Genomic DNA, 19,618 nt, shown 5'->3' with positions numbered 1-19,618 from the left:
GGCCCGTCGCACTCATCCGGGAGGCTGCAATGACGCCCTCTCCTGAGTTGCGATCGCGGATCACGGACAACATCGTCTATTTCGCGCGAACGCTGCGCAAGGCGGGCGTTCCCGTCGGCCCCGCCTCCGTGGTGGATGCGGTTGCGGCCGTGGAAGTCTCCGGCATCGAAAGCCGTGAGGACCTATACTGGACACTGCATGCGGTCTTCGTGCGCAAACGCGAACAGAAGGTGCTGTTCGACGAGGCTTTCCGGATCTACTGGCAAAGCCGTGGATTGATCGAGAAGATGCTGGCGATCCTGTCGCCGGTCGCGCCGCCCAGAGGTGAGCCTGAAAAACCGAAGGCCGGCCAGACACGGGTCTCGCAGGCGTTTCAGGCAGCGCAAGAGCGGGTCGCAGAGGAAACCGTTCCCCAGATCGAAATCGATGCAAAGTTCACCGTCTCCGGCAAGGAATTGCTGCAGACCAAGGACTTCGCGCAGATGACGTCGGATGAAATTACCGAAGCCAAGCTGGCGCTCAGGGCCATGACAATGCCTTTGGACAAGATCAGGCTTCGTCGCCTCAAACCGGCGTCCAGAGGAAAAGTCGATCCACGCCGAACCTTGCGCGCCTCCATGCGGGCCGGTGGTGACATAATTGACCTGAAGTTCCGCAAGCCGGCGGAAAAACGGCCGCCGCTCGTCGCCCTTTGCGATATCTCCGGAAGCATGAGCCAGTACTCCAGGCTTCTGCTGCATTTTCTGCATGGTCTGACCGTGGAACGGCGGGATGTACACACATTCCTGTTTGGCACCCGTTTGACGAACGTCACGAGACAATTGCGCATGAAGGATCCTGACGAGGCCCTGGAAGCTTGCTCGTCAGGTGTCGAGGACTGGTCGGGTGGCACCCGCATCGCCTCTGCGCTGCATGATTTCAACCGGCATTGGTCTCGCCGCGTCTTGTCGGGACAGCCGACCGTACTGCTGATCACCGACGGCTTGGAGCGCGATACGGACGAGGATCTTGAGCGGGAAATGGACCGGCTGCACCGCTCTTGCCGTCGTCTAATCTGGCTTAATCCCCTGCTGCGCTTCGAAGGCTTCGAAGCGAAGGCAAAGGGTATCCGCGCCATGCTGCCGAATGTGGACGAATTCAGAGCGGTTCATTCGCTCGACGCGGTTGCCGATCTTGTCTCTGCGTTGTCGGGTTCAGGCGGTCGCGAAAGCAGTGCCAATCCGAAGCGTTGGCTGAAATCGTAAGTTTGGTAGCCCATTGCGCAGACGTGTCCAATTGACACTCAAAAGTCTGGAAGACGGCACCTGACTGGCCTGGTTTCATGCAGGCTGGAAGCAGGTGATTTTCTGCTTCAAAATGACGGCATGAACAAAGAGACCCTGCCAGCTTCGTGTTGGGGCACTAGAAGTTGACAGGGTCATTTGAGAGGTCGTTTGCAGGCCTCGGACCCACCATATATTCAATTTCATGAAACTAAATGCGACATGCTGCCTCTGCGGCAGGGTGTGCGCTGCCGCATGAACTTGACCTCGAAAACGCGATTAAACTGCGCTACACTTTTGTGGTGTGAAACAGACGTTACCTCTTGAATTTGCTGCCGCGTTATGACCAGGAACAACAATCAGGATCTCGACAAAACAGTCTACCATCAAGTGATTGGCTGTTCGCTTCTGCTCGTCATCCTGTTTGGTCTGGGACACAACGTCTATCTTTCTTCCGGCGATCCCTTTTCCGGCCCAAAGCCGTCTACTCATCCAATCACGGCACTTGGTTTTCTCATTCTGGCCGGAGCTATCTTCTTTCGCCTGCAATGGGCGCGCTCGGTCTGGCTCAGGGGTACCCTGTGCTGCCTGATGATCCTGTTCTCGGGCCTTCGTATTGCCGAGGCTCTGTTTCCGGATCAGATCACGCTATTTGCCGACAGCTGGCTGTCCCATTCCCTGGAATCGATCAATATGTACGGCCGGTTCTCGATTGAAACGGCTCTCTTCCTGTTTTGCTGCTTCAGTTTCGAGCTGTCCCAGGAACGGCATACTGTCGTCAGGCTGCTCCTGGTATCTGTCTGCCTGGCCGTATTGTCCTTCGGCTTTGCGGAAACAGTCTATGCGTTCTTTCTGTGGGGGAACGAACTGTCGATGATCACGCAATTCGGCATGTGGCTGGTGTCGGTAGACCTCCTGGTCCAGATGCGCAATCAGGCTCCTTTCCAGAGCGTGATGCAACCAGGCAGGTCAAATTTCTACCGCCAGTTCACCGCGCTTGCTCTTTACCTGCTGCCCATGATCATCGGCACGGTCGTGCTTCATAAAATGCAGATTTCCCCCTCCGAGCAGGCGCCGTTCGAACTGTTCTTCGCGGGAACAAGCTGCCTGCTGCTGGGTGTCGTCCTGATGCTGGGAACCTATCTGGACCGAAAGAAACCCCCGGAAAATGCCTGGTCGGCACCGTCATCCGGACGCAATGGCAAGCGAGACAGGTAAGACTGATCTCCTCGCCAGTTACCGGCTAGCCAGTGAATGCACCTGGCTCGCTCACGGCAATGCCACCACAGGCGTGCGAACCGTTACCCTTTGAAACAGGTCCTCGATGTCGTGGTTGGCCATCCGGATGCAGCCATACGAAACCGCGCGCCCGATGGAGCCCGGCCGGTTGGTGCCGTGAATGGCGTAGTTTCCGTTGGACAGCGTCATGGCGGCAACGCCCATCGGGTTGTTGGGCGCGCCACCGCGAATGACCGTCGGCAAATGCGGAAAGTCTCGACGGACTTCGTCCGACGGAGCCCAGTCGGGCTTCACGTATTTAGCCGTTATGAATGCCTGTCCGGTCCAGGATTTTTGCCGTTTGCCGACTGCAACCCTGTAGCGGATCGCCCTGTTGGCGCCGAGCACCAGATAAAGCCGTTTTTCGGAATTCTTTATCACGATAGTTCCGGCGCGAAAGCGGGCATCGGAAAAGCCCACCACTTCGGCGGCATTGGCAGACTTTGGCGGAACACTGATTGCAACAAGCATCATCAAAGGAATGAAAACGCGGAACAAGGAGACCAGACGCATTACAAACTCCATGCAGTTGCGCCGAGATTACCTTGCCCCTTCCCTTGAAAGAACCGGGACAGGCCTATTTTCTTACCAAAAGGTTAATCAGCACTCCAACGTGAAGAGACAATACGGCCAGCCAACTGGTATCTGAGGGTGAGCGAATACCGGTCGAACAATCGCATCTTTGCCTGTGACGGGCGTCACCGCGTCTGACGGAGCCTCATGAGATAGTGCGTCCATGGCTCGAAGAGAGAGCCTGAGTTTAAAACTTGCGGAACATGGCCGCACCAGTTGCATCGTTGATCTTGTTCAAGGACCTGTCGAATGACCCAAACATCTGCCACGACACGCGGCTTCAAACGCCCCTTTCGAAAAACCGTCGCAACCTTCGCCTGTCTTGTCGCACTCGCCGCGGCACCTTTGCCTTCATTCGCCGGATCCCTGACTGGCACCTACCTGCTGTCACCGGCTCAACTGGCGACCGGCTTTTCTGTCCGGGTCCTCGGACGCGGCCCTGTCACGGGTGAATTCAAGACCGTATCCGGCAAGATGACACTGGACCAAAACCGCCCGGAGAAGAGCCAGGTGGTCGTGAAGGTCGACCTGAGAAGTGTTCACACGAACAACGACAAGGTTACAGGTTTTCTGAAGAGTTCGGCCATGTTTGATGTCGCCAACCACCCGGTGGCCACATTCCAGAGCACCCGGGTTCATATTACCGGCCAGAACACGGCGGAAGTCGAGGGTGTCTTGAACCTTCGCGGAAAACAGAAACGCACCAAGCTTTCGGTGAAGATTACCGACAGCAAGGCCAACGGTCAGGTCGGGTTCGAAGTGTCAGGCGGGTTTTTCCGCAGCCTCTACGGCATGGATGCCGGTTTGCCGATCTACGCCGACAAGGTCAATCTCGAGATCAGAGGCACCGGAAAACGAAGCTGACTTACACCATTTGCCTTGTATTCCTGAGAAGCACGCGTGCCTGCAAAGGCCGCGTGCTCTTGTATTATGGGGCAGATCTAGCGGGCTTCTGGCACACCATTGCGCCACTCATAGACAATGTAGTCCGGCAGATTGCTGTCACCGTTGCCGTCGAAGGTTACATCTCCGAGCACCGTGTCGAAGGTTCCGTCCTGAAGAGCAGTCGCCACGCCTTGCAACGCCGTACCACCAGCGACCTCGACAGCCTGTGCCCAGGCCTGAATTGCGGCATAGGTCGTCAATGTGAAGCGATCCGCGGAACCTCCCGCCTCTTCCAGATCAGCAACCAGTTCCTGCGCTTCGGGGCGATCCCGAGGGATCTCCGGATAGGTCAGCAAGGTTCCATTCCCCGCCTCACCTGTTACGGACCAAAAATCTTCCGTCATCAGTGCATCACCGGCCACCAGCACCGCGCTCAACCGCTGACGGTCCATCTCCAGCTTTATCAGCCCCGCTTCCGGGTGATAACCGCCCAGATAAACAACATCGACAGCCTGAAGCTTAAGTTGTGACACGAGGCTGCGGAAATCGTCACCGCCTGCGTCAAACCCCAGCGCCATGCTCTCGCTGGTTCCCAGCTCGTTCACGACCGCCTTGACCGCGTCGGCAAGACCTTTGCCGTAGGCTGTCTTGTCATGCAGAATTGCAATTCGTTTGTCACCGAATTCATTCACCAGCAACCTGCCGGCCACGTCCGCCTGCCGGTCATCCCTCGGGGCGAGACGAAAGATGCCTTCGCCTTGCCGCTCATCGGTGAATTTCGGCAAGGTTGTTGCCGGTGACATTTGAACGATCCTCGCTCCGGCATAGACTTCAGCGGCGGCAATAGAGCTGCTGAAACAAAGATGGCCAGCAACAAAGACAACGTCTCTGCCGATCAACTGGTTGGCCACGGCCACAGCCTGGTCCGCATCACAGCCATCGTCGACGGTTTCCAGCACCAGTGTCTCGCCGTTGACCCCGCCGGCCGCATTGAGATCGGCAACCGCCTTTTCCGCGCCAATACGCATTTCTTCACCGAAAGCAGCAAACTGCCCTTTCATCGGCCCGGCAACAGCGATCCGGATGTCGGCGACAGCAGGTGTCGCAACGGCGCTGTAAGCCAGGAGGCCAGCACTGGCCAGAAACTGCTGAAAGGTCATTCGTCTCCCCAAGATCCGGTGATCGCCCCCTACCCCTAGCGCGGCCCTGTCCGCAGCTCAATCCGCACTTGTGGCTTAAGTGGCAAATGCGGAACACCTGCCCCATATGAATTCATGAGCTTTTCGGCCCAAGACTTCGGTTGGATGGGTTTACGAGACCTTCCGACGCGCGTTCATAAGGTGTTGACCTTGAAATATCAGAAAAACCCGTCTGCCTCGTGTCGAGCACAGCATGGTCTAGGCATCCTTTCCGTGGCCGCCTAAACTCCCGTCCGCGTCCGACAGACGATTGATTCCCGCTGAGCCGCCCAGGAGCCGACTTGATGTCCCCAACCTCTTCAGAATCCGAAGACCAGGACAGGCTTCCTCTGGAGACCGCCATTTTCCGGGAAGCCATGAGCCGGATTGCTGCAGCCGTCCACGTGGTGACAACTGACGGCCCCGGCGGCCGCATGGGTGCAACCGTTTCGGCTGCCTGTTCGGTCAGCGACGAGCCCGCCAGCATTCTGATCTGCCTGAACAGGAAAACACGCATCCATGGCGCAGTTCTCGAAAACCGCTGCTTCTGTCTCAACACGCTCAGCGACGATCACGAGGAAATTTCCGACACCTTTGCCGGGCGAGACAAGCTGGACATGCCGCAACGGTTCGAGAAAGGCGACTGGACAAGTCTGGCCACTGGCTGCCCCGCCCTCGACAGCGCGCGTCTCAGCGTCGATTGCGAAGTCTATTCAGTCACCGAAATGGGGACGCATTCGATCATCGTCGGCACCGTGACCGACCTTCGGATGACCGATCCCGGCAAATCCCTTCTCTATGTCCGCCGCGGCTACAAAAGCCTCGACACCTGACACGCAGCCGATCACACTCCTTATCGTCCACCTTCAATCGAGGACCGTCTGCCCATGGCCGGTTTACGCAACCTGATCACCGATGTCCCGGGCCTCAAGGTCGGCAATGCTTCCGATCTTGAACTGAAATCCGGGGCGACCGTGCTCGTACCGGACGAACCCGCGGTCACCTCGGTGGCCATTCACGGCGGTGCACCTGGCACCCGTGAAATCGCGCTCTTGGAGCCGGAGCAGACCGTCGAGAAGATCGACGCCATCGTGCTGGCCGGTGGATCCGCCTTCGGTCTGGATGCCGGTGCAGGTGTCCAGGGACGCCTTGCCGAACTGGGTTACGGGTTCCAGGTCGGCCCGGTCCGCGTTCCGATCGTACCCACCGCCATCCTGTTCGACCTCCTGAACGGCGGCGACAAGAGCTGGGGACAGGCAGCGCCTTACCGGGATCTCGGCCGGTCTGCACTTGATGCAATCGGCCATGATTTTTCCCTTGGTTCCATCGGTGCCGGCACCGGAGCCACCACCGCAAATCTGAAAGGCGGCCTCGGGTCTGCCTCCCATGTACTGGAAAACGGCATCACGGTCGGCGCCATTGTCGCGGTGAACGCGCTTGGGCGAGCAACCGTGGGGGACAGCGCGCACTTCTGGGCGGCGCCGTTTGAAATCGGCGATGAGTTCGGTGGCCTGGGAATGGCGCATCCGCTGCCGCCGGACAGCATCACGGTCCGCACGAAACTTGACGGCCTCAAGGCCGGTGCCAACACCACGATCGCAGCTGTTGCGACCGATGCCATCCTGACCAAGGGCGAAGCGAAACGCCTCGCGGTCATGGCGCATGACGGGCTCGCGCGGGCTCTCTGGCCCGCCCACACACCGCTTGATGGCGATCTCGTCTTCGCCCTCTCCACGGGCCAACGCCGAATGGAAAACGGACTGGAAGACATGGTTCAGCTCGGTGCGGCAGCCGCTTCTTGCCTGGCACGTGCCATCGCCCGCGGCGTCTATAATGCAGCCCCGGCAGCCGACGATCCGGTCCCAACGTGGCGAGAGCGGTTCGGAAGCTAGTCACCAGATCCGACGCGCGCCGACCTGCGTAAACTGGGCAGATTTTCCTGAAGGAGGTTCTACCCATCATGACCCGCGTTCACCGTTTTCTGCTTCTCGCCATGTTCGCCATAGGTGTCGCTGCTTCTGTTCCGGCCGACGCCAAATCCCTGGTGCTGGAAGAATTCTTCCGCGGGAAAACGGTGGGCAAGGGCGTTTTTGAAAGCAAGATCGCCGGTGTCTACCGACCATTCACCGTCACGCTGACAGGAACCTGGAACAGCAAGACCTTTACGCTCCGGCTTCGCGAGGACTTTGTCTACGAAGACGGTGAACGTGATACCAAGACCTGGTTCTTCCAGAAGGTTGCCGAAGACCGATACATCGGCCAGAGAGCCGATGTGCTGGGTCCGGCAAACGTTCGTACTGACCAAAACGGAGACCTTCGTTTCTCCTACGTCGCAAGCCTGGAGACTGAGAACGGGCCATTGCTGCTTCGTTTTGACGACACGCTGACACAGGTCGACAGAAACACGGTCAGGAACACCGCCAAGGTCATGAAGGCCGGGATTACGGTCGGTACGGTTTCGCTGACATTTAAAAGGTAAAGCTTCCAGGGCTCAGGTACGACTTGGCGCTTGATCGGGAGTGATTTCAAGCCTTTACTCTGCGGATGAAATTGTCCGTGGGGGCTTCATGATACCGATCCGGCACTTCCTGCCACATCTCCTGAACCTGATGTTTTCAATGGCTCTTGTGGTAGCGGGCCTTGCAAGCCAGTCGACCTTGGCAAGCGCGATGGGCACGGGCCTTGCCGAAACGCTTGAAAACAAACTGCTTGAACCGTTCGACGGCGACTTCGACGCCTTGCTCAAGCGTGGCTACATTCGGGTCCTGATCCCGTTTTCAAAGACCGGTTACTTCATCGACAAGGGCGTCCAGCGCGGCAGCTCGGTTGATCTCATGACCGAGTTCGACAAATACCTGGACAAGATCCACGAGAAAAAGGCGAAGGATGCAAAGCTCGTACTTGTTCCGACCCCGAGAGATCACTTGTTTTCAGATCTTGCCGCGGGCAAGGGCGACATCGCGATCGGCAATCTGACCATTACCCGCGAACGGGAAGATCTGGTCGCCTTTTCGTCCCCTTTACTGAAGGATGTGCACGAAGTACCGGTCACCGCCGCAGGGGTTGCCGACCTTCCCTCACCTGAAGCCTTGTCAGGTCAGACCGTTCACGTCCGTGCTTCGTCTTCCTATTATCAGAGCCTCAAGGCACTTAACGACAGGCTCGGCAAAAAAGGCGCCAAGCCGGTCGACATTGTGACCGCTGACGAGCACATGGAAGACGAGGATCTTCTGGAAATGGTGTCAGCCGGCGCCATTTCCATGGTGATCGTGGACCAGCACAAGGCCGAGCTCTGGCTGGAAGTTCTGGACGGCCTGAAGATGCATCCCTCGGCAGCCGTGCGCACGGATGGAGAGATTGCCATAGCTGTTCGCAACAATGCGCCGGACCTTCTGAAGGAAGTCGATGCTTTCGCCGCCACCGTGACAAAAGGCACCCTGCTCGGCAACATCATCCTGAAGCGATATCTGAAAGAGGCCGACTACCTCCGGGACATGCGCAGCGCGGACTACAAGAACGACCTCGCCAGTCTCCAAACCATTTTTCAGAAATACGGCGACGAGTATGAAATCGACTGGCTGTTGATCGCCGCGCAAAGCTTTCAGGAATCGCGTTTCGACCAGAAAGCCCACAGCCGCGCGGGCGCTGTTGGACTGATGCAGATCAAGCCGGCTACGGCCAAGGGCGACCCGATCAACATCAGCGGAATTGATGCAGATCCGGACAAGAACGTTCAGGCAGGCGTCAAATATCTTCGGTACCTTGCCAACCAGTATTTTGCCGGTCTTCAGACACGGGATGCCAACCAGACCTTCTTTGCGCTTGCGGCCTACAACGCCGGCCCCAGCCGGTTTGCCAAACTGCGCGAAAAAGCCAAGCAACAGGGCTTTGACCCGGACAAGTGGTTTGACAACGTCGAGTGGATCGTAGCTTCCGAAATCGGCCGGGAACCTGTCGATTACGTCGGCAACATCTACCAGTATTACGTCGTTTTCTTCAACGAACAGCAGCGTCGGCAAACGGAAGCCGCCGAGAAGGCGGCAGCCGGAAACTAGGATCTCTCGCGAGCCACATGAGGACGTTCAACGAAGGCCGTTTGAACGTCCACCATGACCGATGCAAAACGCTTCAGGTAGCCTTGCGACCAAGGGCAGCGGCCCGCGCCAGCATCTTCCGCTTTGCCTCGTCGCTCGATCCGCGGATCGGCGAGAACATATGGTATCCTTTGGGCTTGAGACCGCAGAAATCGAGGATCTGCTTCTCGGTCTGCTTTTTGGCACCGGCACCGTAAATCCAGGTGAAGTACCAACCCGGTGTGTCGGAAGTCACCAGAACCTGCGCGGTGCGGCCCTTGAGCAGTTTCTCAGGCAAGGGTTTTCCTTTCACGTATTGAAAGGACATGCCCGGCAGCAGAATCCGGTCGAGCAACCCCTTCAACCTGCCCGGCAGACCGCCCCACCACAATGGGTGCGTGAGCACGAAATGTTCACACCACAGGATATCCTGCCACAGTGCTTCTAGGTCAGGCTCCAGAGGCTTCGCATCCTTGAAGGATGACACTCCGAAATCCGCGTCGAAGTCCAGGTCGGCCAGATGCCTGACCCGCACTTCGTTTCCACCCTTTTGCGCATGATTTGCATATTCTGCCGCGAGGGCGCCGCAAAACGTGTCCTTGGCCGGGTGTCCTTCCAATACCAGTACTCTTGTCATGTCCAACCTTGTGAGCTTGCAGGCGTCAAACGCCAAAATTGACCGTGGTCATTTTTTGACATTCCGCATCACATCCGTCAAGATATTTTTTGACCACGGTCATTTTAACGGAAAATCATGACACGCAAACCACAACAGCGGAGCATTGCCACAAGGGCACGGGTCCTGGCTGCCGCACGCGATCTCAGTCAAAAACACGGATTGGACCTGGTTACCGCGGAAGCGGTTGCTCAGGAGGCAGGCGTCGCAAAGGGGACCGTGTTCTCGCATTTCGGCGATATGGACGGCCTATTGTCCTACGTGCTGCTGGACCGGCTGAATGCCCTGCGTGCGGCGACGTCTGACGAAGCAGCAGAACCCGACCAATTGTCCGACCCTGTCGGACTGCTGACCCGGCGCATGATGGCCCTGATCGACGTCATCACCGACAGCCCGACAATCCTAAGGCTGTTCCTGGACAATATCGGTGTAACCAAACCCAATTGCGCTGCTGAATTTGTCGAAACTCTGGACGCCCTCGATGCGGAACTGGAGCATTTCCTGACGTTCTGGCAACAGGAGGCCAGCCTGAAGCCGGAGCTGAGGCAGGACCGGTCACCCAAGGAAATGGTCGATGGCCTGATTGCCTTCATGATCCATGGAGCCATCCTGGTCAAAAGCCATCAACTGACTGACCGGGCGGAACTGGAACACCGGCTCCGCCGCCATGTCGAGGCTTTCCTGATCAGACAATGAGAGTGATCAAATCAGGCTCGAATAGTGTGACTGCATCCTGATCGGCAGGGTTAGCTCAACCCTTCTGGTCTTCCGGCTTTTCCCCCGGCCAGAACACGACGTGGTTCTCGTAGTCTTCCAGAGCCATGCCGTCTTCGGGGATCGTCCGCCCGCGAACGGAAATGCCCGCCTGATGGACTGTTTCAGGATCTCCCGACACCAAAGGATGCCACCAGTAGAGATCCTTGCCTTCCCGCACCAGCCGATAGGCACAGGTTGGCGGCAGCCAGGTCAGTGTCCTCACCTCACCCGGTGTGAGCTGAATGCAGTCCGGCACGATGGTTGCCCTGTTGTCGTAATCCTTGCAGCGGCAGCTGGTGCCATCAAGCAACGTGCAGGCAACATCTGTCCAGACGATTTCGCCGGTGTCCCAGTCCTCAAGCTTGTTGAGACAGCAGCGTGCGCAGCCGTCGCAAAGCGATTCCCACTGGGACTGCGTCATGTCTTCCAGTTTGCGGGTTTTCCAGAACGGAAGCTCGCGTGAGGTATCGTCCACAATCATGAAGTCTTGTGCGCCTTTCTTGGGCCGGAACAATCGGCGCCTATCATGCTACAGGCTGTCGGGCAACCCGGGCGAAAAAACGGGCTGTTTTTCCTCAATGAAATTGCAAGAACTTTAGGTAAACTGTTCCAATGAAAGGGGCACGCTGGCAACCAGTTTGCACGACCTCGAAAAACGGCTAGCTTGGGCCGATCCTTTTTGATCCGGAGACCTTGTTCGCGTGACGGACAAACCGCAATCAGATGATGTCGAAACCGGCAATCCGCCGGCGCAGAAGCCGCCGAAAAAGCGCAATCGTATTCGCCGCTTTTTCCTGGCGATCGATGCCCTTATCGACACGGCCCTGTGGAAGAGCGGAACAGCTATCCGCCGGATATTCGAAGGCTATGACGCCTTCTTGCGGCGGTTCCGGGCCAAGGGAATCTGGCGCGTTCTAGCCGAGCTTTCGTCTGACGGTCTGACTTACGGCCTTGTCGGTTTCATCGTGGTACTGGCCTTCGCCCAGCCTGCCTTCGAGGCAACGCGCTATGCCGACTGGAAGACCACGGACGATTTCGCGGTGACCTTCCTGGATCGCTTCGGCAAGGAAATCGGCCGGCGCGGCATCGTTCTCAACGACAGCGTACCGCTTGAGGAAATTCCAGACTCCCTGATAAAGGCAACGCTCGCCACCGAAGATCGCCGCTTCTTCAGCCACTTCGGGATTGATTTTTTCGGCACCTTCCGGGCCATGGTCGAGAACGCACGCGCAGGCGGTGTCGTCCAGGGCGGTTCGACGCTCACCCAGCAGCTGGCCAAAAACCTCTTCCTGACCAACGAGCGCAGTCTCAGCCGCAAGATCAAGGAAGCCTATCTGGCGCTGTGGCTGGAAGCGAACCTTTCCAAGCAGGAAATCCTGAAGCTCTATCTCGACCGCGCCTACATGGGCGGCGGCGTCTTCGGGGTGACGGCTGCTTCCGAATTCTATTTCAACAAGAATGTGCGTGAGCTGACGCTTGCCGAAAGTGCCATGCTGGCAGGTCTCTACAAGGCACCGACCAAATACGCACCACACATCAACCTGCCTGCAGCCCGCGCGCGCGCCAACGAAGTCCTGTCCAACATGGTACAGGCCAGTTTCCTGACCGAAGGCCAGGTGATCGGCGCGCGCCGTAATCCGGCCCTGGCTGTCGACAGGTCTCAGGAACAGTTGCCGGAATACTTCCTCGACTGGGCGCTTGAAGAGGTCAAGAAACTTGCACGCCGGTATCCGGCACTTGCCCGCGACCGCATTGTGACCGTCCGCACCACACTGGACCCGGCGCTGCAGCGCCAGGCGGATCTGGCCGTGGAAACCGTGCTTCGGGAAAACGGAAATTTGCGCGACGCTCGCGAAGCGGCGATGGTTTCCATGATCCCGGACGGGGCCGTCGTTGCCATGGTCGGTGGCAGTTCCTATGGCGAAAGCCAGTTCAATCGCGCCGTCAACGCGCTGCGCCAGCCAGGATCCTCGTTCAAGCCTTTCGTCTACATGACGGCTTTCATGAACGGCTATACTTCGGACAGCGTGGTCTCCGACCGGCCGGTCTGGATCGGTAACTGGTCGCCCAAGAACTATTCCAGAAGCTACCGGGGCGCCGTCACTCTGAAAACCGCGCTCACCAAGTCCATCAACACCATTCCGGTGATCCTTTCCCTGGATTTCGGCCGGCAAAAAATCATCGATACGGCGTATCGCATGGGCCTGACCCACGAACTGGAAAACTCCGTGTCGCTGCCTATCGGTTCATCTGAAGTCTCCGTCATCGACATGGCATCGGCCTATTCCGTTTTCGCCAATGGCGGAACCAAGGCAGCGGCCTATGCGGTTCTGGAGATCAAGAACAGCGCCGGCAAGGTTCTCTACCGGCGTGAACGCGACGAGCCGCCTGCAGTTCGTGTCCTGCCGGAGGAGAAAGTTCAGGAAATGAACGAGATCCTGGTCAATGTGGTTGAGGCCGGCACGGCCCGCCGGGCGCAGATTGACGGCGTGGTCGCAGCCGGAAAGACCGGAACCACCAACGCTTACCGTGACGCATGGTTTGTCGGCTACACCGGCAACTTTGCAACGGCCGTCTGGTTCGGCAACGACGATTTTACCTCCACGCGACGTGTCACCGGCGGCAGCCTTCCTGCCATGGCCTGGCAGAAATACAACGCCTTTGCCCACAATGGCATCGAGCTTGCCCGGATGCCCGGTGTCGATCCGGAAAGCCTGCCGCGTCTGGCCCGAACAGCTCCGGCAAGGCTGGCTACAGACACCAGCGACACTGCGCAGCCACGGGTCCTGAAACGGCGCACCCAGGATCTCCTCTTGCAGATCGGTCAGGATCTGCGCCTGCTGCTTGAACAAAAGAGCGCCGATGCCGCCCCTGCTCAAGGGCCTGCCAACACCGATGTCGCGGCGGTGCAATGAGCGATACAGGATTCCGGCCCGCACATGGCGAGGCAGACTGGTATGACGAAAGGCTTCCCCGTGCCATCCGCTCGCATCGGGGAAATCCTTTTCGCACGCTCGCCACGGTGACGCTTGTCGTCGTTCTGGCCTCCTTGCTCGGCATAAGCTCCGCCTATCTGATCATCGAGCGGGAACAACCGCTCAATGCGGTCACCATCGGCCCGTGGCACGCCTATCCGAAAGCCGGCACCTCCGAAGCCGATCCCTATTCCGTGGCGATCTACACAAGAGGCGCCGTCATTCCCCTGGCATCGGGCGAAGGGCTTGCTCTGGTCGCGCGCGAAGACAGCAACGGCCACCAGCTTGATCCGACATGTGAGTACCGTATCGCAGGCCAGACCCCGTCTGCACGGCTTTGGACCATGACCGCGGTCGATGGCCACGGCCATCTGGTCAAGACGATGTCCGGCCGGGTGAACCTTGCAAGTGACGCCTTGCTGCGAAACGCGGACGGCACTTTCGAGATCGTCGCCGCCACCCGCCCCCACTCCGGCAACTGGCTGCCCCTGGCGAGCGATGCAAGGGCCGCGGACGGTCTGCGCTTCGTGCTCAGGGTCTATGACGCTCCGGTCACGACCGGTGCAGCCCTAGATGGCGTCAGCATGCCCACCATCGACAGGTTGGGCTGCCCATGACCCTTTCTTCACGTTTTTCCCTTACGGTTGGCCTGCTGGCTACGCTGTGTCTTGCTGCCATCATTCACATCCTGGTGGTGCTGAGCATCCCCCAGAACGTTCTGCACAGTGCCTATGACAACATCGGCAACCACGGGCCGGACCGGCAATTCAATCTGCTGCCGGATGTCCACCCCGGCGAGGAGGCCCTGCCCGATCTCGATCCGGCCATGAAACACGCTGCCTGCCGGTTTCAGCTCGCCGACGGGCCGGTTCTCTTCGATGCCAGCATTCCGGTACCCTTCTGGTCCATAGGACTGTTCAACGCGGCTGGAGAGGCCGTCTACAGTCTCAACAACCGCACCGCAGGTGCCGAGCGCCTGTCAATGCTGGTGCTGACCACGGAACAGCTGTCGATCCTGCGGGAGAACCCGCCGGAAAACCTGGAAGACCTCATCGTCATTGAAACGGAAGAGCCGCTAAGCGGTTTTGCGTTGTTGCGGGCCTATGTGCCCCACCCGACCCGCGCGGACAGCATCGACCGCGCTCTCAGGGCCGCAAGCTGCGGCTCCATTCGCTAAGATACCCAGAAATCGCGAAAAAACGGTCAGGCCGGGACGCTGTCACACCCGACGCCGCAACTGGTCACGATATCGGAGAAACCGCGTTCCGCAGGTGAGAAATGTCGTTGTCGGGCATACCGGTTGCAATCGTCTGTTGCTGACCGTAGCTGGAACTATTGCCGACCGGTGCAGCCTCATTGAGCGGTGACAGCGGACCGAGCGCCTCGAACAGATCTCCCAAAAGATCCTTGTGACGCTTCCACCGACCGATCGATGATCTGAACATCGGCTTTCGTACCTGGAGATTGGAGAACGTCGTCACGGGACTGTCGCCGTTATAGAACTCCAGGCATTGTTCTTCCCAGTCCATGCCTGTGCACGCCAGCAGCGCCTTGCTTTCCTTTTCCTGGTTATGAACCAGGTCTTCGTAGGAAAGTGTGTGGATGCGAACAGGCAGAACCTTTTCCCAATGTTTCATCAGACCGTCGTAGGCGACGAAATAGCTGCCCAGTGACTTCTGCGTCATGGCGTAGTTATGCGCGGGCGAAAGCGAATGCGACAGGAGCGAAACGCATGTGTCCGCAGGACAGCGAACGCAATGGATGAAAGCCGCTTTCGGAAACAGAAGGCTCATAAGCCAGAGTACTTCGAAATTATGCGGCATCTTGTCGGTGACACGGTCTGCCCGCCGATCGATTGCACTCAGTTCTGCAAGGTACTGCCGTGCAAACTGCTTGAACTCACGCGGCCCAAGGCTCTTCAACCGGTTTTCCAGGACAGCACTTGGCGTCCCCCGCAAACCCAGGTCCTGCTGCAGCAAGCGGAAATACGGAATTTCCGCACCGCTGGCGATGCGCGAGTGCCGGCTCACGATCTGCTCGGCCAGGGTCGTGCCTGATCGCGGCATGCCGAAAATGAACACCGGCCGCTCCGAGGGATCCTCAAATTCCGTCCGTTCGGCGAAAAATGCCTCGTTGAACACCTCCTTCATAAAGGCGATGCGTTCTTCATGGGCTTGCTGATCGAACGACTGGTAACGCAACCGGCGGGCGGAGCGGTAATGCTGCGCAGCGCGCGCGGTGTCTCCCAGGTCGTAGTGGATCTTGCCGGCCGCCCAATGCAGGTGAGCGTGCTCCGGAGCAGGCAGTGCGCTTGCCTGTTTCAACAGGTCATCGATCTTGGCAAGTTCAGCCGGCTCTTCCCTGTAGGTGCGTGCCATCGTCAGGCAGTGAAGGGCCGAGGGCAGTTCCTTGCCCAATGCAATGGCTTTTTCGAACCAGGCGACAGCCTCGTCGATCTGGCCGACAGTGATATCGAGCTGGCCCATGCCGACAAGGGCATAACCATTTTCCGGATCGATCGCCAATGCACGCTGAAAGCTCTGTCGTGCCAGCACCGGCTGACGCTTGAGCGTGTAGAGGTCACCAAGATGGGCGTGGAAATCAGCGGCTTTAGGCGCAAGGGCCACGGCTTTCTTTAGCGATTTCAGCGCGCCGGCCAGATCGCCAGCGTTCATGAGGGCCAGACCGAGCAACTGATGCACCTGCGGGTGCTTGCCGGCCTTGCGCTCAGCCTTCCGCAGCATCTCGATAGCAAGCCCCACGTCACCGTTCTGGTAAGCAGCAATGCCCAGCGAAAAATTTGCCTGCGGGTTCTTGGGGTCGAGCTTCAGTATCTCCTCAAACATGCTGAGCGCGATTCCAATGCGTCCGGCATGTTGATGGGAGAGCGCTTCTTTGACGAGAAGCGTGATGTTCGGACTCATTCGACCACCTTCAGGTTCCCGGGAGTGACTACCCTGTAAACTAAACGGTTTAGTTCGACGCCTGAAGAACGGCAAGCCACAAAACCCCTTCAATGACATCCTTTTGCCGGAAAAACGACGAAAATTAGGCTAAGAGCTTGTGATCACGTCTCTTTTTTCAGTGTTCACATTTTTTTGCATTGCAATAAACAAAACTTATGCGCGCATGCCTTTAAGGCAAGTCAATCTGACAAAAAGTGAAGCAGAACAAGTAAAACGAGATTTTGACTGTCGTGGTTTGGCAAAAAAATAATACCGAGCGGTATCGTTTAAAAATTTTGAATACGCTTAGCTTACGAAATAAATTCTCATCGTTTTCTTGCAAAAGAACCCATGCAGAAGTCGTATCAAAGATGTTTTTCAGACCTTGAACGGCCGCGCCTCCAGCCTGTGGAAAAGCAGTACCGCCTTTACAGCCGAAAATGTGTCCGCGCATCAGTAGATCTGACGTGGGCAGAATATAGCACTCAATAAAATGTCAGAATTCAGGCCTGAAATTCGGGAGCGGGCTATTTCACGACCGGCGCGCGTTCAGTTCCCCACCCGGTATAGATCCGGGACCTGCGAACAGGCTTGTCGTCCCCATAACGCTTGTCCGGATCGCAACCGGCTTCGGCAATGCGAACCTGGCCTTCCAGTTCCCGAATGGCGTTATTGACCTTCCAGACGCGATCGCGGGTCGGCGTTTCGATCTCCAGTCCGTCGAGCGCCTTCTTGTAGGCGATGATCCGATACCGCAGCGCCTGACCCACCCATTTGATCATCACCCGGTTTTCCCAGACGCGCGCCTTCGCGCCTTCATAGGTTTCCTCGGACTTCACCGGCTTATTCTGCAGAACTCGCAGCCGCTCGTCATCCGCGGCCTTCACGCGCAAGGCCACTTCGCAGAAAGGCATCACCAGCTCCGCATCGCCGGATGCGTCAGCGGCAATCTTGTCATAGCGGGCATCGGAAGACTGGAATTTGTCTGAGCGCAGATAGATCAGATAAAGATCGGGCGGTACACGCCCCTCAACTTCCGGAAGAACGCGTGTTCGCGACAGCTCAACCATGGTCCCGCCGATCCAGTCCTTGGTCCATGGCGGACGGATCAGCGTCCAGCCGCGGTTTCGCATCAGCTTTTCGTCGTTCGTGTAGTTGAACTTGGAAACCGGATCACCGCGCAGGCGTGCCGCTTCGTCGCCCGCCGCCGGCATCACCCTGTCATGAATGACGGAAGGCCTGGCACGATCAAAATCCCCTGTCGGGCGCGTACAGGCAGCGAGGCTGACGGCAATCAGCACGGCAGCGACGGCAATGGCGCCCTGCCCTGATCTGCAACCGCTCTCCGCAAGGGATGCGGTGGCGGATTGTTCCGCTTTGCCTTTGCCCATCGGGCGCTTCTCCAGGCCGCTAAAAAGAAACTTCTCCTGCGCGGCTGGAGTGGCTTGGACCGTCAGTCCTTGTCGGAGCCAGCAGGTCCGGCCGCTTTTCCGATGGTCGCGATTCGTGCGGCAAGATCAAGGTCATGGCGCTCGTACCGGACACCTGGGAAGAGGATAACTTCTCCAAAGGTCTCTCGGCTTGCCATACGGCGCTGATTGGAACGATAGCCCACACGTGCTGCGGGGCGTTGAGCTGATGTAAAGTCCAACAAGGTGCCCATCGTCTCCTCCTTCGGTTCCGATCTCCCCTGACGGCGTATTACCGGCGGGGAACGGTCAAACGGGCGACGCATTACTTCCTGCTCTTCATTAAGAAGCTGTCAGGGTTAACAGCATGCTAACGCTTTTCCTGCAATTTGAACGAAGCAAGTTCCTCCGGTGGTCCGGTCTTTCGTATTTTGTAGACGGGTGTCATGCGCCAAACCCAACATTTCAGTCAGTCTTTGCCGAATTCCGCTTCTCCGGACAAATCCGCGTCCACAAAGGGCGATGATCGCGGTGTCCTTCTGGCCGCAAGCGAGCTGTTTGCCGGACGTACTCGGCATGATGTTGAAGAAAAACGCATTTTTCTGGAGTTGGCGTCAAACTTCCTGCCTAAAACCTCACTGCCGGACAGGCGCCGGATCGCAAATCTACTGGCTGCGCATCCGGAAATTCCCGACGACCTCCTGACGCAGCTCGCATCCGACGAAGACGAACTGACGGCCTATCCGGCCCTTCGTTACAGTCCGAGGCTTTCTGTGGATCTCCTTTTGAAGGTTGCGGAGGCCGGTCCGGATTCCCTCCGCAAAGCGGTCGCCAACCGGCCATCCTTGCGCGAATCGGTGATCACGACATTGTGCGAACACGCCGGAGCCCCTGTAATCCGTATCCTTCTCGACCGGGAAGACGTCACCCTGACACAAGCTCATCAGGCAAAACTCAGTTGTCGTAGTGACATCGTTGCCACTCTTGGTTTAGAATTGGCAGGTCAGGACGCATTAAACCCGGATGGACTTATGGGACAATTCCTGCATTTACCAGCTCCGCTCAAATCGAAAGCGATCGCCGCGGCGGAGATGACCAGCCTGGTCAAACAGGCACAAACCCCAGGTTCCGCAACCGACAGACGCACGGACACCGCGCGCCTCAAATTGCGGGACGCACTGGTGAGCGAAGCCCTTTTCCAGCAGCGGTCCCGTTTTGCGGATCTCCTGGGCCAGGGGCTCGGACTGCCACAGACCACTTGCGATCTGCTGATGCATGACGATCAGGCCGAAGGTCTGACCGTTGCATTGAAAGCGCTTGGTATGTCGGCGTCCGAAGTCACGACCGTGATGATCCGCATGCTGGGTGAAAACCTGTCACTGGAAAGACTGCGCGGCCTGCTGCGCCTCCATCGCACGCTCAGCCAGGGCGCTGCCGAGGTGCTGGTCGGACAGTGGATCCTGCATGACCAGGTCGCTCAGCCCGTATCTGCACAGCTTGACTCGCAATATCAGGAAGGTTCGCGCCGCGATGCGGCGACAACGGACGGACAGCAGTTTGGTTTCGTTCAATCCGAAACCACTCGCAAGTCGAACCGTTCCTGAGAAT

General features: G+C 58.0%; 19 protein-coding genes. 12 read left to right on the top strand and 7 right to left on the bottom strand.

From position 1 onward, the window contains the following. Positions 1 to 29 precede the first annotated feature (29 nt). Both HEP89_RS19205 and HEP89_RS19200 read left to right on the top strand, forming a co-directional pair. Positions 30 to 1,244, top strand: a complete 1,215-nt coding sequence (locus HEP89_RS19205; protein WP_168692809.1) for a VWA domain-containing protein — start codon at positions 30 to 32, stop codon at positions 1,242 to 1,244. A 360-nt stretch (positions 1,245 to 1,604) separates the two neighbouring features. After that, a complete protein-coding gene (locus tag HEP89_RS19200; RefSeq protein ID WP_077292630.1) occupies positions 1,605 to 2,480 on the top strand; it encodes a hypothetical protein in 876 nt (291 codons plus the stop codon). 51 nt (positions 2,481 to 2,531) lie between these two features. Here HEP89_RS19200 and HEP89_RS19195 read toward each other — a convergent pair whose 3' ends face one another. Then, positions 2,532 to 3,011, bottom strand: coding sequence for a L,D-transpeptidase (locus HEP89_RS19195; protein WP_168692830.1), 480 nt, complete (start codon positions 3,009 to 3,011; stop codon positions 2,532 to 2,534). A gap of 351 nt (positions 3,012 to 3,362) precedes the next feature. Between HEP89_RS19195 and HEP89_RS19190 the strand changes: the two genes are divergently transcribed. Further along, positions 3,363 to 3,977: a YceI family protein gene (locus HEP89_RS19190; protein WP_023001032.1), complete on the top strand. Its 615-nt coding sequence runs from the start codon at positions 3,363 to 3,365 to the stop codon at positions 3,975 to 3,977. 77 nt (positions 3,978 to 4,054) lie between these two features. On the opposite strand, the gene HEP89_RS19185 is transcribed toward HEP89_RS19190, so the two are convergent. Then, positions 4,055 to 5,158, bottom strand: a complete 1,104-nt coding sequence (locus HEP89_RS19185) for a branched-chain amino acid ABC transporter substrate-binding protein (RefSeq protein ID WP_077292629.1) — start codon at positions 5,156 to 5,158, stop codon at positions 4,055 to 4,057. 323 nt (positions 5,159 to 5,481) lie between these two features. On the opposite strand from HEP89_RS19185, the gene HEP89_RS19180 reads away from it, so the two are divergent. From HEP89_RS19180 to HEP89_RS19165, 4 genes are all read left to right on the top strand, one after another. Continuing rightward, the gene (locus HEP89_RS19180) at positions 5,482 to 6,009 is read left to right on the top strand and encodes a flavin reductase (protein WP_023001030.1); all 528 of its coding nucleotides are present in this window, start codon (positions 5,482 to 5,484) and stop codon (positions 6,007 to 6,009) included. Positions 6,010 to 6,057: 48 nt separating this feature from the next. Beyond that, complete coding sequence (locus HEP89_RS19175) at positions 6,058 to 7,068, top strand: P1 family peptidase (RefSeq protein WP_209014775.1); 1,011 nt, start codon at positions 6,058 to 6,060, stop codon at positions 7,066 to 7,068. A gap of 68 nt (positions 7,069 to 7,136) precedes the next feature. Next, positions 7,137 to 7,655, top strand: coding sequence for a DUF3833 family protein (locus HEP89_RS19170; RefSeq protein WP_168692807.1), 519 nt, complete (start codon positions 7,137 to 7,139; stop codon positions 7,653 to 7,655). Positions 7,656 to 7,743: 88 nt separating this feature from the next. After that, positions 7,744 to 9,231 (top strand): transporter substrate-binding domain-containing protein, encoded by a 1,488-nt coding sequence (locus HEP89_RS19165; protein WP_168692806.1) that lies wholly within the window; start codon positions 7,744 to 7,746, stop codon positions 9,229 to 9,231. A gap of 73 nt (positions 9,232 to 9,304) precedes the next feature. On the opposite strand, the gene HEP89_RS19160 is transcribed toward HEP89_RS19165, so the two are convergent. Then, on the bottom strand, positions 9,305 to 9,886 hold the full coding sequence (locus tag HEP89_RS19160; RefSeq protein ID WP_168692805.1) for an NAD(P)H-dependent oxidoreductase: 582 nt from the start codon (positions 9,884 to 9,886) through the stop codon (positions 9,305 to 9,307). A gap of 117 nt (positions 9,887 to 10,003) precedes the next feature. Here HEP89_RS19160 and HEP89_RS19155 point away from each other — a divergent pair, with 117 nt between their 5' ends. Next, positions 10,004 to 10,621 (top strand): TetR/AcrR family transcriptional regulator, encoded by a 618-nt coding sequence (locus HEP89_RS19155; RefSeq protein WP_075282425.1) that lies wholly within the window; start codon positions 10,004 to 10,006, stop codon positions 10,619 to 10,621. A gap of 55 nt (positions 10,622 to 10,676) precedes the next feature. On the opposite strand, the gene HEP89_RS19150 is transcribed toward HEP89_RS19155, so the two are convergent. Then, entirely contained in the window at positions 10,677 to 11,162 is a 486-nt protein-coding gene (locus HEP89_RS19150; protein ID WP_168692804.1) for a YcgN family cysteine cluster protein, read from the bottom strand. 220 nt (positions 11,163 to 11,382) lie between these two features. Here HEP89_RS19150 and HEP89_RS19145 point away from each other — a divergent pair, with 220 nt between their 5' ends. From HEP89_RS19145 to HEP89_RS19135, 3 genes are read left to right on the top strand one after another with little or no spacing between them, the layout of a single operon-like run. After that, complete coding sequence (locus HEP89_RS19145) at positions 11,383 to 13,596, top strand: PBP1A family penicillin-binding protein (protein ID WP_168692803.1); 2,214 nt, start codon at positions 11,383 to 11,385, stop codon at positions 13,594 to 13,596. Beyond that, on the top strand, positions 13,593 to 14,273 hold the full coding sequence (locus HEP89_RS19140; protein WP_023001022.1) for a DUF1214 domain-containing protein: 681 nt from the start codon (positions 13,593 to 13,595) through the stop codon (positions 14,271 to 14,273). Before HEP89_RS19145 ends, HEP89_RS19140 begins: the two co-directional genes overlap by 4 nt. After that, entirely contained in the window at positions 14,270 to 14,833 is a 564-nt protein-coding gene (locus HEP89_RS19135; protein ID WP_168692802.1) for a hypothetical protein, read from the top strand. The genes HEP89_RS19140 and HEP89_RS19135 overlap by 4 nt, the downstream gene beginning before the upstream one ends. Before the next feature lie 64 nt (positions 14,834 to 14,897). Here the strand turns inward: HEP89_RS19135 and HEP89_RS19130 are convergent, their stop codons facing one another. From HEP89_RS19130 to HEP89_RS19120, 3 genes are all read right to left on the bottom strand, one after another. Next, on the bottom strand, positions 14,898 to 16,580 hold the full coding sequence (locus HEP89_RS19130) for a tetratricopeptide repeat-containing sulfotransferase family protein (protein WP_168692801.1): 1,683 nt from the start codon (positions 16,578 to 16,580) through the stop codon (positions 14,898 to 14,900). A gap of 548 nt (positions 16,581 to 17,128) precedes the next feature. Beyond that, positions 17,129 to 17,992 carry a hypothetical protein gene (locus HEP89_RS19125; RefSeq protein ID WP_168692800.1) on the bottom strand — a complete coding sequence of 288 codons (864 nt, stop codon included), beginning with the start codon at positions 17,990 to 17,992 and terminating at the stop codon, positions 17,129 to 17,131. A 62-nt stretch (positions 17,993 to 18,054) separates the two neighbouring features. Then, positions 18,055 to 18,264 (bottom strand): hypothetical protein, encoded by a 210-nt coding sequence (locus tag HEP89_RS19120; RefSeq protein WP_031269292.1) that lies wholly within the window; start codon positions 18,262 to 18,264, stop codon positions 18,055 to 18,057. A 192-nt stretch (positions 18,265 to 18,456) separates the two neighbouring features. Between HEP89_RS19120 and HEP89_RS19115 the strand changes: the two genes are divergently transcribed. Then, the gene (locus HEP89_RS19115; protein WP_168692799.1) at positions 18,457 to 19,614 is read left to right on the top strand and encodes a DUF2336 domain-containing protein; all 1,158 of its coding nucleotides are present in this window, start codon (positions 18,457 to 18,459) and stop codon (positions 19,612 to 19,614) included. The last annotated feature ends 4 nt before the right edge of the window (positions 19,615 to 19,618 follow it).

This window comes from Labrenzia sp. 5N (assembly GCF_012395805.1).
In the GTDB taxonomy this organism is placed as follows: domain Bacteria; phylum Pseudomonadota; class Alphaproteobacteria; order Rhizobiales; family Stappiaceae; genus Roseibium; species Roseibium algicola.
Note: the sequence above shows the minus strand (reverse complement) of the source record. Positions and strands in the feature narration are given on the sequence as shown.